Source organism: Sandaracinobacteroides sp. A072 (assembly GCF_052616365.1).
Genome location: NZ_JBQXGU010000006.1, coordinates 1 through 12,679 on the forward strand (window position 1 = coordinate 1; position 12,679 = coordinate 12,679).

The 12,679-nt window shown below is 59.4% G+C and carries 12 protein-coding genes and 1 pseudogene; 11 read left to right on the plus strand and 2 right to left on the minus strand.

Annotated features, from left to right (window positions below; all coding sequences use genetic code 11):
- Positions 1–79: 79 nt before the first annotated feature.
- The 4 genes and pseudogenes from traN to ACUJ46_RS12375 form a co-directional block, all read left to right on the plus strand.
- A pseudogene (traN, locus tag ACUJ46_RS12360) lies at positions 80–496 on the plus strand (conjugal transfer protein TraN); the annotation flags it as partial.
- Between the two features lie 56 nt (positions 497–552).
- Entirely contained in the window at positions 553–1,317 is a 765-nt protein-coding gene (locus ACUJ46_RS12365) for a conjugal transfer protein TraF (RefSeq protein WP_445390826.1), read from the plus strand.
- Positions 1,307–2,743, plus strand: coding sequence for a conjugal transfer protein TraH (locus ACUJ46_RS12370; RefSeq protein WP_445390808.1), 1,437 nt, complete (start codon positions 1,307–1,309; stop codon positions 2,741–2,743). Before ACUJ46_RS12365 ends, ACUJ46_RS12370 begins: the two co-directional genes overlap by 11 nt.
- Positions 2,744–2,756: 13 nt before the next feature.
- Complete coding sequence (locus ACUJ46_RS12375) at positions 2,757–5,459, plus strand: conjugal transfer protein TraG N-terminal domain-containing protein (RefSeq protein WP_445390809.1); 2,703 nt, start codon at positions 2,757–2,759, stop codon at positions 5,457–5,459.
- A gap of 4 nt (positions 5,460–5,463) precedes the next feature.
- Here ACUJ46_RS12375 and ACUJ46_RS12380 read toward each other — a convergent pair whose 3' ends face one another.
- Both ACUJ46_RS12380 and ACUJ46_RS12385 read right to left on the minus strand, forming a co-directional pair.
- On the minus strand, positions 5,464–5,667 hold the full coding sequence (locus ACUJ46_RS12380; protein ID WP_445390810.1) for a hypothetical protein: 204 nt from the start codon (positions 5,665–5,667) through the stop codon (positions 5,464–5,466).
- A 63-nt stretch (positions 5,668–5,730) separates the two neighbouring features.
- Positions 5,731–6,306 (minus strand): hypothetical protein, encoded by a 576-nt coding sequence (locus ACUJ46_RS12385; RefSeq protein WP_445390811.1) that lies wholly within the window; start codon positions 6,304–6,306, stop codon positions 5,731–5,733.
- Between the two features lie 128 nt (positions 6,307–6,434).
- On the opposite strand from ACUJ46_RS12385, the gene ACUJ46_RS12390 reads away from it, so the two are divergent.
- From ACUJ46_RS12390 to queC, 7 genes are read left to right on the plus strand one after another with little or no spacing between them, the layout of a single operon-like run.
- Positions 6,435–7,364 (plus strand): hypothetical protein, encoded by a 930-nt coding sequence (locus ACUJ46_RS12390; protein WP_445390812.1) that lies wholly within the window; start codon positions 6,435–6,437, stop codon positions 7,362–7,364.
- Positions 7,357–8,475, plus strand: coding sequence for a DGQHR domain-containing protein DpdB (dbpB, locus tag ACUJ46_RS12395; RefSeq protein WP_445390813.1), 1,119 nt, complete (start codon positions 7,357–7,359; stop codon positions 8,473–8,475). The genes ACUJ46_RS12390 and dbpB (ACUJ46_RS12395) overlap by 8 nt, the downstream gene beginning before the upstream one ends.
- Positions 8,472–9,761 carry a tRNA-guanine transglycosylase DpdA gene (dpdA, locus tag ACUJ46_RS12400; protein WP_445390814.1) on the plus strand — a complete coding sequence of 430 codons (1,290 nt, stop codon included), beginning with the start codon at positions 8,472–8,474 and terminating at the stop codon, positions 9,759–9,761. The genes dbpB (ACUJ46_RS12395) and dpdA overlap by 4 nt, the downstream gene beginning before the upstream one ends.
- A gap of 4 nt (positions 9,762–9,765) precedes the next feature.
- The gene (dbpB, locus tag ACUJ46_RS12405; RefSeq protein ID WP_445390815.1) at positions 9,766–10,848 is read left to right on the plus strand and encodes a DGQHR domain-containing protein DpdB; all 1,083 of its coding nucleotides are present in this window, start codon (positions 9,766–9,768) and stop codon (positions 10,846–10,848) included.
- A gap of 2 nt (positions 10,849–10,850) precedes the next feature.
- Positions 10,851–11,483, plus strand: coding sequence for a 7-carboxy-7-deazaguanine synthase (gene queE, locus ACUJ46_RS12410; protein WP_445390816.1), 633 nt, complete (start codon positions 10,851–10,853; stop codon positions 11,481–11,483).
- Positions 11,483–11,857 carry a 6-pyruvoyl trahydropterin synthase family protein gene (locus ACUJ46_RS12415; protein ID WP_445390817.1) on the plus strand — a complete coding sequence of 125 codons (375 nt, stop codon included), beginning with the start codon at positions 11,483–11,485 and terminating at the stop codon, positions 11,855–11,857. The genes queE and ACUJ46_RS12415 overlap by 1 nt, the downstream gene beginning before the upstream one ends.
- The gene (queC, locus tag ACUJ46_RS12420; protein WP_445390818.1) at positions 11,854–12,567 is read left to right on the plus strand and encodes a 7-cyano-7-deazaguanine synthase QueC; all 714 of its coding nucleotides are present in this window, start codon (positions 11,854–11,856) and stop codon (positions 12,565–12,567) included. Before ACUJ46_RS12415 ends, queC begins: the two co-directional genes overlap by 4 nt.
- Positions 12,568–12,679: the final 112 nt, after the last annotated feature.

A 12,679-nucleotide genomic window follows, 5' to 3' on the forward strand; every position in this document is an offset into this window, starting at 1 on the left:
TGAACGGAGGCGCCATGGCCTGACCCAACAGACCTAAACCGCAACCCGTCCACCAAAGCGGGTCAACTCCAACTCCAGCTTCCCGCTCATCCCGGGCATCCAGCTCCTGGTCGCGCTCGGCTGCGGTCGCGAGGAAATTCTTCTTCATCAACGCGATGCGCAGGGCCTGTGCGCCTATGTCGGAACCTACTGCTCTTCGAGCTTCCTTGGCGTCTGTCTGACCAAGAAGAAGGTTTACTGCTGCTTTGAATCCAAGCTGACCCGCATCCTGCAGGAGCAGGGCCGCGCGCAGCTGCCCAAGCCCTGGGCCAAGCCCAAGTCCGAGCAGTGCCTGGGCTTCACGCTTGACGAGTTCGCCCGGCTTGACCTCTCCCGGATGGATTTCTCGGAAGTCTACGCCGAGTTCACCGACGCTGCGCGCCTCCCCGACGAGCTGCAGACTTCCGAACTGATCCAACAGAAGATCCGCGACTATTATGAAAGGAGCAGCCAGTGAGCGCGCTTCGTACCCCTGTGACCGCCGCCCTCATGGCTGCGCTGCTCGTCCCGATAATGCCGCTTGTCGCCCAGGACCGTGGCACGCAGCAGGCCGTGACCGCCGACGAGGCCGATGACTTCTACTGCGGAGAGCGGCGCCTTGGTTACTGGTTCTACTGCTCGCGACCCAAGCGGGCTGAACCACGCGAGCAGGGATCGACGCCTCAGACGCAGTCGGCAACGGCCCAGCTGGAAGCCGTCACGGCCGAGCTACGCGAATTGAAGGCCCGTGCGATCATCGAGCCGACGCCTCAGAACGTGACCGCCTACATTCGTTTCCAGCGTGAGCAGCTTGATCGGGCCTCACTGTTTTCGGACGTCTGGCAGCGCGCGATCTGGCAGCAGCCCGAGCTTGACTACACGCTCGAGCGCCCCGTCGGCACGCTCGCCAAGCGACAATGGCAGGACGCCCGCGCCGCCGAGCGTGACACGATCATGGCGCACCTCGGTGACCGCTACGGTCTGTTCTATTTCTTCGCTCAAACCTGCGGCGCCTGCGAAGTCATGAGCCCGATCGTCAAGGCGGTCGCCGATCGCTGGCACCTGACGGTCCGGGCTATTTCGACCGACGGCGGTCCTTCGCGTCATTTTCCGCAATACACCGTGGAGAACGGGCAGCGCCCGCGCATGGGGCTTGAGCCCAATATCACCCCGGCGCTGGTCCTGTGGGACAGCGAAGCGGGGCGCGCGATTCCGATCGGCTACGGGGTTCTGTCGGCCGACGAGCTGCAGGACCGCATCTTTCTCCTGACCTCAAAGGAAGCCGGCCATGATTTCTAAGCTGCGTACAGCGGCGCTCACGCTTGCCGCCACGAGCCTCGTTGCAACGCCTCTCCACGCCAATGTCGGCGACAGCATGGACCGCTTCATGAACGAGATGGGCGGCGCGGCCAATGTCACAGGGCCGAGCGCCTTCCAGGGCCAGTCGGCGGGCTATTACAGCCTCGGCAATGTCTGGACCCGCTTCCCGCAAAAGACGACCAACATCGCCAACCTCCAGCTGCCCAAAGCGCGGGCCGGCTGCGGCGGGATTGATATCTTCGCCGGTAGCTTCAGCTTCATCAACGCGAGCGAGATGGTCGCGCTCCTGAAAGCCGTCGCCAACAATGCGGTGGGCTTTGCCTTCAGCCTGGCGATCGACACGGTCTGCCCTGAATGTTCGAAGATCATGCAGGAGTTTGCGCAGAAGGCGCAGCTCATGAACAACCTGTCGATCAACTCGTGCGAGATGGCGCAAGGGCTGGTCGGCGGGATCTGGCCCAAGGGCGACTTGGCCGACAAGGCGATCTGCGAGGCGATCGGCAACAGCGAGGGTATTTTCACCGACTATGCGGCGGCCAAACATGGCTGCGGCACGCGCGGACAGCGAAGCGCGACCAACTCCGGGGCAGGCGCAAACTATGCCGACGTGAACCCGGCCGTGGCGCGCAATTACACCTGGCACGTCCTCAAGAAGTCGGCCTTCTTCAATCCCGGTGGGACATTCGACCGCGAGCTCGCCGAATATGCGATGACACTAATCGGCACGGTCATCTACGTCCCGCCCAAGGACGATGAGCCGGGCAAGTTCGTGCCGTTTGCGGGCGATGCATCCTCGACCCTGGTGACCGCGCTGCTCGATGGGACGCAAGGCCAGACCGTCCGGGTCTTTTCCTGCGACGAGGCCGACCAGTGCCTCAATCCGACCTTTCAGGACATGAGCCTGAGTTCCGCCAAGGCGATCCGGCCGCGGGTGGCCGCGCTCATTGGCAGCATGGTGGCTGCAATCCGCTCGGACACCGCGATTGGCGATGCCGAGAAGGAGCTGCTCCAGGTGGCTTCGGTCCCGCTCTACAAGATCCTGACGGTCCAGGCCGCCTATGGCCGGGGCATGGCGACCGATGATCGCGACACGCTCGCCGAGATCACCAGCATCGATCTGCTCTACGCGGTGCTCGACCGGATCGTATCCGAGGCTGGCCGCTCGATGGCGAGCTTCATCGCAGCCGACGAAGCCAAGCTCGCCATCTGGCGTTCGCAGGTCGCGGACGTCCGCTCAAGCCTCGCGCAGCGCCAGGCAACGGGCCAAGCCAAGGTCTCGGCCATCATGCAGATCATCGAAAAGACAGCGATGATCGAGAACATGCTGGCAGCCTCGATGTCGCCCTCGATGACGGCATCGCTCGACTGGTCGCGCGCGCTTCAGTCCCGTTCCATCGTCCCCTAAGGCGAGACAAGTCATGATCGAGATCTTCATGGTCGGCGGCGGCGAGTACATCGTCAATGTCCTCAATGCCGTCGCCAGTTGGACGGGCGCGGGTGGCTACAAGAGCCTGATCCAGGTGACCATGGTGATGGGGCTGGCGCTCGCGGTCATCGTGCTCGCCTTCAACCAGGACTGGCGGGCCTGGCTCAACTGGTTCCTCGGTGCGACGCTCATCTACATGTGCCTGATGGTGCCGCGCATGGACGTCCATGTGACGGACCGGGTCAACCCGAGCCTTGCGCCTGCGAACGTCGCCAACGTGCCGCTCGGCCTCGCGCTCATGGCGAGTTTCACGAGCCAGGTCGGCGATTATCTCACCCGCTCGGCCGAGCTCGTCTTTGGCCTGCCCGATGATCTCAACTACTCGAAGAACGGAATGATCTATGGCGCTCGGCTGATGGAGGCGACGCGCTCCCTGCGGATTTCCGATCCCGAGTTTGCCGCCAATCTCGACGAGCATGTCCGGCAATGCGTGTTCTATGACCTGCTGCTTGGCCGCTACTCGATGAAGCAGCTCGCCGAGAGCGATGACATCTGGACCACGATCGCGCCCGGAAGTGCGGCGCGGGCCCAGAAATTCCTGACGCGGCAAGCCGATGACAGCGTTGCCGCTTCGATCGTCACCTGTCGCGATGCCTATACCGCGCTATCGAACCAATGGGCGGGGCTGATCGATTCCATGGCGCTCAGCGCCGGACGGCAGCTCTATCCGCGTCAGACCGCGGCGCTCGCCAAGACCAAGCTGCTCGCGGACCTACCGGTCGCCTACCAGTATCTCTCAGGCATCTCGAAGAACGCGAGCGACATCTTCCGTCAGGTCCTGACGATCAACGCGATGAACCAGGCCATGCATGGGTTTGCGGGCGCGAGCGGCAACTCGAGCATCGACGTCTTCGCCCAGACCCGCGCCGACATCCAGACCGAGCGGACCTATGCCTCGATCGCGGAGAACGCGATGAAATGGGTGCCGATCCTCAATGTCGTGCTGACGGTCGTCTTCTATGCGATGTTCCCTGTGATCTTTCCGCTGTTCCTGATGCCCAAGACCGGGCCGGTCGCGCTGCGGGGCTACATCACCGGGTTCTTCTACCTCGCGGCATGGGGCCCGCTCTTCGTGATCCTGCACATGATCCTGATGTTCAAGGGCGCGAGCGATGTCGCGGCCGCTGGAGCCGGTACCGGCCTGTCGCTCGCAACCTTCGCAGGCATGACCGACGTCAACCGCGATATTGGGCTTCTGGCTGGCTATCTCGTGGCCTCGGTTCCGTTCCTGGCTGGCGGCGTCGCCAAGGGCGCGCTCGCGATTTCTGGGCAGGCAACCTCCTACCTCAACCCCTCACAGAATGCGGCCGAGGAAGCGGCGCGCGAGGCGAGCACCGGGAATGTCTCGCTCGGTAACAGCAATCTGGACAATTCGACGGTCTTCTCACGCCAGTTTGCCCAAGGGGCGCTCAATCCGAGCATCTCCTACGGCGCCCCGCAGACGCGCGGATTCAGCGATGTGGGCACCCAGACGACGAGCTTTGGCGAGGCGGAATTCGCGACCGTGCCGAATTCTCAGTACCCGTTCACGCCAACGCTGGGGCAGGATTTCACGAGCAGGCTCTCGACCATGGCGAGCCAGAGCCGGGGGCAGAGCGAGACCTATTCGAACCTTGCCCAGCAATCGACCAGTTCGGCCGTCACCCGGTTCAACGAGATCCGCAACGCCTACAGCCAGGGACGGTCTTCTGAGACGGTCAGCGGCACCGGCAGCAGCGACAGCATCGGCACGGCCTTCAGCGAGGTCGACAACGCCTCCACCACCCTGCAGCGCCAGTTCGGCCTGTCGCGCCGAGCCGCCGACGACATCACCGTGTCGTGGTTCCTCAATGGCCAAGCTAACGCTGGCGTCGGAGGAAGCATTGGGCCAGTTGAGCTTGGTGCCAAGGCCAGCGGCGGACGAAACCAAAGCTGGACCGACAGCGACGTCGGCATTGCGTCTGAGGATCGCAACCGGATTACCGGGACGTTGCAGCAGCTTTCGGACACGCGGAACTGGTCAAGCACGCGCGAAGGCTTCCTCCGTCAGACGGCCTCGAGTTCGAGTTCGCAAGTCTCGACCAGCGCTGCGGGTCTCAGCCGCTCGTTGACCGAAGCACAGACCTACTCTGTCGAAGCACGCCGCGCCGAAGAACTGGCGAGCCGGCTCGAGAACCAGGCCTCCTGGTATGAAGGTGCGAACGCTGCCGGTTCGCTCAACCTCAGCCAAGCTTATCGTGAATGGGGCATGGCGGAGGTCGAGGCGAACCGCGACTACTATGGCCCAGTCCGGTTTGACGACATCAATTTCCAGATGAGCGCACAGGGCCAGCAGCTTCAGGCGCGGTTCGTGGAGACCTATGCCGACCGGCTGCACGATGACATTGAAGGGCAATTGATGCTGCCCGAGTTCGCGCCGGTCAGCCGTCCTGCCGTTACGAGTCAGGGTGGCGTCCGCGCGCGAGGACCCAGCGGTGGTGGTGGATCAGGCAGTCTTGGTGCCGCTCCTGACACCTCAGGGATCAGCGAAGAAGTCCGTGCGGCCCAGGCGGGCGGGCGCGGGCGGATCGGTCAAACCAGGGGCAATCTCGACGCAACCACTCGAGGAGCCAAGGGCGCTTCAGAAGAGGCCGCAGACGAGGTCAAAAAATGGTGAGGCGTTAAAGGATCAAATCGTTGATGATCACAAAAATGACGTACGCTGTGAGCAACGTGAAGACCGTGACCATAGCGGCGCGTCCCCAAGGATCGGCCCAGGTCTTCATCCACGTATACGCAGTCAGGCGATTTTCCGCGATGGCACGATCAACCTCCTTCAACCCTTGCCATCCGTCCTTGTCTTGGCTGCCTTTCTGTTCGGTCATCTCAAGTCTCCTACCGCTGAGTTTCAGAAAAGTGTGTGCTTCGGATCATCCCGCATCATCAAATTAGCGTAATTGCCAGATCATCAGGTCGAGCACCTTAATGTCGGTGAACGAGATGAACCCAGGGAGTTCATTGTTAAAGCGCTGGCGGAGGATTGGGAATGCGTCGGATCGTACGAGGGCGTTGAGATGAGCTTGGATCGCTTCATAGTCGGACACCGCCGCTTCTATCCGGGCGTGACCGGCATTCGTCCTCGCCGGCAGGTCCAAATTGCTTCGCACGATGGCATCGTAGACCGCGTTTTGCGGGTCAAGCGTGGCCATGAGCTTTGAGGCAAAAGAGGCTTCTACGCGTCCCGTAGATTCGAAAATCTGCTGCACTATGTCGCGAAATTGGGGCGTCGGAACAGACTTTTGTAGTTCAAAAATGCGATAAAATTCTTGCCGCCAATCGGCATTGCGGCGGACCCCGTACAGGCCATTGAAAGTACGCTGATAGGCAAGGTCTTCCGCGACATTCGTACGATAGACCTGCGTGATCGTGCGTTCGTATCGTGCGAGATCGGCTTGCCGGCGCGACAGGCCGGCGAATGCATGATCGGCACGCCTGACGATCTCGTTTATCGTTATCACGCGCAATGACCTCTCAATTTCTCTTCATTTATCTGCACAAAATTTTGATACCGGGAGCACATTAAATGTAGCCTTTTTGTTCCAAACTTGCTACCAAAAATGAACCTGCCGCACAGGCCGGGAAGGAGCAAGTTTTGGCAATCGTGATCACCACATGCACGAACAGGAAGCGTCAGCCTGTGGCTGGTGGCCTGCATGCTGGTGATCTTGGCCAAGGCGAATTGGCCGCAGTTGCCGCAGAGTGGGGCGAGCGCTTGCAGAGCGCAGTGCTCAGACATCCTGCCAGTTCGATCTACGGTGGTCGATCCTTCAGGGATTCCTGTGTCGCTGCCGACAAGGCAGGCGCGAACCTGCTGATTGTTTCCGCCGGCCTCGGGCTCGTCGAGGCAACGGCGCACGTCCCATCCTATGCCTGCACTGTTCTTGATGGCGTAAATGACAGCATTGCAGCGCGCGTGACGACGGATTTCAGCAAGGCGGATTGGTGGGAGGAACTCCGCCGAGTTTCGCCCTATGCGTCCAGTCTGTCTGACTTGGTCGGGAGCCGTAATGGCCTCATTCTGGCAGCGATGTCCGATGGCTACATCGAGATGATGCTGCCGGACTTTCTGGCTCTACCCGCGTCGCGCCTGAAGGACCTGCGCTTGTTTACGCGTGCGCCGAGAGATCGGGTCCCAACGCAATTGCGCCCCTATATCATGCCGTATGATGACCGGTTGGATGGGGTCGCGAGTCCTGTTCGCGGCACGCGTAGCGATTTCGCGGCCAGGGCCCTGCTGCATTTCGTGGATAACATCTTAGCCGCCAACGACGCTTGCTCAGCCTCGCAGCATGCCGAAGCGATTAAGGCGACAATTGCGGATTGGCCCTTTCCACCGACCTTTGCCCGCAAGCGGCTAGCCGATAATGAACTCACGGCGCTGATGCGCAAACATTGGGCCGACGCCAACGGAAGCACCGCTCGCTTGCTGCGCATGTTTCGGGATGAACTCGACATCGCCTGCGAACAGGGGCGATTTGCAGCCCTTGCCCGGCAGGTGCGGGGGGAGTTTGCGCATGGCTAAGGAAACTTTGTCCATCCGGGCAGTCCGCAGCGAGCAAGGCAATGGGACGGCTGTTTTTGTCTTCTTCCTCGAAGGCGCAGACATCATGCGCATCGCGGATATAGCGCGCTTGAGGCGGGAGGACGAAGAACTCAAGGGCTTCCAGCGCAGCGAAATCAAGGCGCATGTGTCGTCAATCGCCCAGTTCCTGGACAGTGGGAAAGTTCTGTTCCCCAACGCAATCATTTTGGCGCTGTCGCCGGATGTCGAATTCGCGTCAGCGCGCGGACGCAAGCCGGGCAATATATGCGAAGTCGGAGACGCTGGGACACTGACAATCCCCGTCCTTCCGGCCGGTCGCCGTGCCGCCTGGATTGTCGATGGCCAGCAGCGTTCGCTCGCATTGGCGCGCGCCAAGGATAAATCAATTGCCGTGCCTGTAGTCGGCTTCGTCTCTGATGATGTCGAAGCACAGCGCGAGCAGTTTATTCTGGTCAACAAGGCGCGTCCGCTCCCCAAGCGACTGATCGATGAATTGCTGCCCGAAGTCAGTGCGCTTTTACCTAGGGATCTAGCCGCCCGCCAATTGCCCAGTGCTCTGTGCGAATTGCTCAATCAGCATAAGGATTCGCCATTCCACAATCTGATTAAACGCGAGTCCAACGCCAAATCTGCTGGTGGAGTCGTGGCTGATTCGGCTTTGATCGAGGCGATGCGCCTCAGCCTCAAATCGGCTTCGGGAGCTCTGGGGCAGTTCAAGCGCAATGGCGATGGGGCCGATGCCAACGCCATGTACGACACGCTGGTGCTTTATTGGAGTGCAGTGCGAGACACCTTCCCTGAAGCGTGGGGGAAGCCGCCGACGCACAGTCGCCTGATGCACAGCGCGGGCATTCGCGCCATGGGCGCCTTGATGGATCAAGTTATGCTTCGCGTAGATGGCGCCGCTGACCGCGTAGCGGCCGTGCGCACGATCCTGAAGCGCCTCGCGCCGCATTGTAGTTGGACAGAAGGGCGTTGGGATCATCTCAATCTAATGTGGAATGAAGTGCAGTCGACATCGCAGCATATCGCAAAGCTTACTGACTATCTGATGCATCTCGAACGCGATCTGGCGAGGGGGAACTCATGAAGTTTATCTTCGCCGACAGTCTCGACTATGTTGACCCGGCATTCGACTTTATCGCAGACCGCAGCCCTGCTGAGCGTCAGCCTTATTGGGACGATGCCTATCCCCATGAGATTCTCGGCTATGCCCCCTATGATGGCGTACTCGTGTCAAAAGGAATCGTTGGCGATCATCGCGTCAAAGGCAAATATACAGCCAGCCAGGCGCGAAGGTTCGAACTTGTAGGGGTTCGAAAATTCCTGAGGCTCGACAAGCCACAGTTCGCGCATCTCGATATCTTTGGCGATTGCGGAGCCTTCACATACGTCAATGAAGAACGCCCCCCTTATGCGCCCGCCGAAATTGTAGAGTTCTACGATGAGTGCGGATTTACGCACGGCTGCTCGGTTGACCACATCATTTTTGATTTTGACGTTGCAGCCAAGGGCCTGAGCGGGGGATCGAACGATGCAAAGGATCGTTTCGAAATTACGCTCGAGAACGCCGATGCGTTCAAGCGCGAGACCGATGCGATTGGCGCCCAGTTCACGCCACTGGGTGTGGTGCAGGGTTGGTCCCCGGGCAGCATGGCTCAAGCCGCACGACGACTTGTCGCGATGGGCTACGATTACCTCGCGCTGGGAGGCATGGTTCCACTCAAGTCGCCTGAAATCAAGCAATGCCTCGCCGCTATCCGCGAGGTCGTCCCGGCCTCAACCCGCCTTCATATCTTGGGCTTCGCCAAGGCTGATGATATCGACAGCTTCCACAGCTTCGACATCGCTAGTTTCGACACGACTTCACCCCTGATCAGGGCCTTCAAAGACGCCAAGCAGAATTACTACCTGCCTGGCGACGGACGCGGCTTGCGCTACTTTACGTCAATTCGCGTACCCCAGGCGATCGAGAATTCACGCCTTCAGCGCACGGTCAAGCGTGGAACGTTTAAGGCCGAAGATTTGGTCGCGATGGAAAGTGCAGCGCTTACGAGTTTGCGTGCCTTTGATCGGGGAGAGGCCGACCTCGAAGAGACATTGCAGAACGTGCTGGTCTACAGCGCGCCACTTGTCGAAGAAAAACCCTTTGAGGATTGCAAGGATGCGACAGGTATGGCGCGTCTAGCAACCCGCTACCGTGAGACGCTGGAAAGCAAACCATGGAAGCAGTGCAGTTGCGCCATCTGCGAAGGTGCGTCGATCGACGTCATCATTTTTCGCGGTAGCAATCGCAATAAGCGTCGCGGGATCCATAATCTCGCCGTCTACAAGAATCATATTGAACGATTGGATTTGAAGCGTGCCATCACCTGATCCCATGCAATATCTTGCGGTGACCGCCGAGCAGAGCAGCGAGCATAGGGTTCTCGTGTTTGCCGCCAAGGCATCCGACATACTGAGGTTTGCGTCGATCGACCGTATCGGTCGCGACGCGCAAGGCGAACTCAGCGGCTTTCAAAGGCCTCAGGTCGCAGCGCATATTCGCGAGATCCAGGATTATCTGGCAAAGCCCAACTCTGTTTTGCCTAATCCAATCGTCGTCGCATTCACCGAAAAAGTCGGCATCGAAGATTTGGGTGATGGATCAGCGCGCTTGTCAATCGACATACGCGACGGTGCACCGGGGCTTGTTGTCGATGGGCAGCAGCGTTTGACTGCCCTGAGCACCCTTGAACGTGATTTTCAGGTCTTCGTGTCCGTCCTGATTTGTCAGGACGAAGCTGAACTGCGTCGCCAGTTTGTCTTGATTAACAACACAAAGCCTCTGCCGAAGTCGCTGATTTACGAACTGTTGCCTACCGTTGATGATCTTCCGCCTCGTTTGGGCCGGCGGTCGACGGCAGCGGACCTGACCGCACGATTGAATTTCGAGAAGACCTCGCTCCAGCGCTTCATTCGCCAGCACACCTGCCCGGAAGGCATCATTGCCGACACCGTAATGCAAAAGATCATTATGGAATCGCTCGCCAACGGCATCATGCGCGATCTGATCCGTCATCCAAAAGGGGAAGACGAATGCGTGCACCTGGTCTCGGCATTCTTCGAGGCGGTCAAGCGTGTATTCCCCGATGCCTGGCATGGGCAGACGCCCAAGACCTCGCGCTTGCTGCATGGCGCCGGAATTCAAGCGATGGGAGATGTGATGGAAGTTCTGGCCCAGAGGACCGACGCGCGCTCAGTCGATGATTTTCAGGCTGGAATGGAGTGCCTTAAAGACAAGACGGCTTGGACATCGGGCGAGTGGGACTTCGGTGGTGAAGTCAGGCGCTGGAATTCACTCCAGAACGTCAATCGCGACGTCGCACTCCTCAAGCACCATCTCGTGAGCGTCCTTAAGGCCGATCTTCGACAAAAGCGCAGCCCTTCACCGGCTCCACTCTTAGAAGAGGCCGCGCAGTAACCATGGCTTATGCAGTCAAAGAGATCTTCAAGACCCTGCAAGGCGAAGGCGCGCAGGCCGGCCGGGTGGCAGTCTTTTGTCGATTTGCCGGTTGCAACCTGTGGTCAGGCCGCGAGCAAGACCGCACGAGCGCGCAATGCTCATTTTGCGACACGGATTTCGTGGGTGTGGATGGAACCGGCGGCGGCCGTTTCACCGATGCCGAATTACTGTCACAAGCCATTGAAGATGAATGGGCCGGTTCGCCTGAGAGCCGGTACGTTGTGCTGACAGGTGGTGAACCTTTGCTCCAGGTCGACGCGCTTCTTGTGGATGCTCTGCATCGCCGCGGTTTCGAGATTGGCGTCGAAACCAATGGCACGCAGCCGGCGCCTGACGGGATCGATTGGATCTGTGTAAGCCCAAAGGGCAAAACCGAACTTGTCCTGCATGCGGGTAACGAGCTCAAACTGGTCTTCCCGCAAGAAGATGCCTTGCCGCATCGGTTTGAAGCGCTCGATTTCCAGCACTTCTTTTTGCAACCGATGGACTGCGCCGAGGCTGAACAAAACCTCGACAAGACTATCACCTACTGTCTCGACAACCCACGCTGGCGCCTTTCGCTCCAATCGCACAAGTTAGTTGGAATCCGGTAATGTACGAACTCTCAAAGCAATTTCGCTTCGATGCGGCCCACACGCTCGATCGTATTGTTCAGACTGAATCCAGCCGGAGAATTCATGGGCACAGCTATAGAGGCGAAGTCACCCTAACGGGCAGGCCTGATCCGGAAAGCGGAATGATTGTCGATGTGGGCATTCTGGAACGCGAACTGGAAGGCGTTCGCGACGCACTTGACCATCGCTTTCTCGATGACATCAACGACCTTGGTCCAGCTACGATGGAGAACCTCTGCCGCTGGATCTGGGACCGCCTGAAGCCAAGCTTTCCTGCGCTGACGAAAGTGAGTGTCTACCGTGATAGCAATAGCGATGCATGCTCTTACTGGGGGGAAGAAGAACTCGCATGATCGCAGACGAGAAAGCCCTCGTCCTATTCTCGGGCGGACAGGATTCTGCAACGTGCCTGGCATGGGCTTTGGAGAACTTCGCGTCGGTGGAGACGGTCGGGTTTGACTACGGCCAGAGGCATAGGGTCGAACTCGAATGCCGCGAGGAATTTCTCGCCAAAGTCGTCGATATCAAACCGGACTGGAAGGGCAAACTTGGCCCGGATCATATGTTCGATCTGTCGATTCTTGGGCAGATTAGCGATACCGCTCTGACGCGCGGAGCAGAAATAGCCTTGCGCGAAGACGGCTTGCCCAACACATTTGTCCCTGGCCGCAATCTTCTGTTTTTCACGCTTGCGGCAGCGCTTGCCTCACGCCGTCAGGCGCGACACCTCATCGGAGGAATGTGCGAGACCGACTTTTCCGGGTACCCAGATTGCCGCGATGACACGCTCAAATCGCTCCAGGTGACCCTCAATCTCGGGATGAACACTCGAGTTGTGCTGTGTACGCCGCTTATGTGGCTCAATAAGGCGCAGACCTGGGCCATGGCCGAGCAAATCGGCGGCACTCAACTGATTGAACTAATCCAGACATCGACACATACCTGCTATCTCGGTGTTCACGATCTGATTCATAACTGGGGGTATGGTTGCGGAACCTGCCCGTCCTGCGAATTGCGGATTAAGGGATGGGAAGGGTTCGACGCATCGCGCCGCAATGTGTGACGTAGTAGCAGAACGGACTAGGACGCCGATGGTCCGGCGCAGGGGAGAATTATGGCGTCGGGTCTGAGTGCGTCCACGGTCAAATCTTGGTTTCAGTATCGCTGCGAACGCA

What these genes read in the sequence shown, in the direction of transcription:
- ACUJ46_RS12365 (WP_445390826.1), top strand. Translation starts at nt 553, where the DNA reads ATGCCGCTTGTCGCCCAGGACCGTGGCACGCAGCAGGCCGTGACCGCC.
- ACUJ46_RS12370 (WP_445390808.1), top strand. Translation starts at nt 1,307, where the DNA reads ATGATTTCTAAGCTGCGTACAGCGGCGCTCACGCTTGCCGCCACGAGC.
- ACUJ46_RS12375 (WP_445390809.1), top strand. Translation starts at nt 2,757, where the DNA reads ATGATCGAGATCTTCATGGTCGGCGGCGGCGAGTACATCGTCAATGTC.
- ACUJ46_RS12380 (WP_445390810.1), bottom strand. Translation starts at nt 5,667, where the DNA reads ATGACCGAACAGAAAGGCAGCCAAGACAAGGACGGATGGCAAGGGTTG.
- dbpB (WP_445390813.1), top strand. Translation starts at nt 7,357, where the DNA reads ATGGCTAAGGAAACTTTGTCCATCCGGGCAGTCCGCAGCGAGCAAGGC.
- dpdA (WP_445390814.1), top strand. Translation starts at nt 8,472, where the DNA reads ATGAAGTTTATCTTCGCCGACAGTCTCGACTATGTTGACCCGGCATTC.
- dbpB (WP_445390815.1), top strand. Translation starts at nt 9,766, where the DNA reads ATGCAATATCTTGCGGTGACCGCCGAGCAGAGCAGCGAGCATAGGGTT.
- queE (WP_445390816.1), top strand. Translation starts at nt 10,851, where the DNA reads ATGGCTTATGCAGTCAAAGAGATCTTCAAGACCCTGCAAGGCGAAGGC.
- ACUJ46_RS12415 (WP_445390817.1), top strand. Translation starts at nt 11,483, where the DNA reads ATGTACGAACTCTCAAAGCAATTTCGCTTCGATGCGGCCCACACGCTC.
- queC (WP_445390818.1), top strand. Translation starts at nt 11,854, where the DNA reads ATGATCGCAGACGAGAAAGCCCTCGTCCTATTCTCGGGCGGACAGGAT.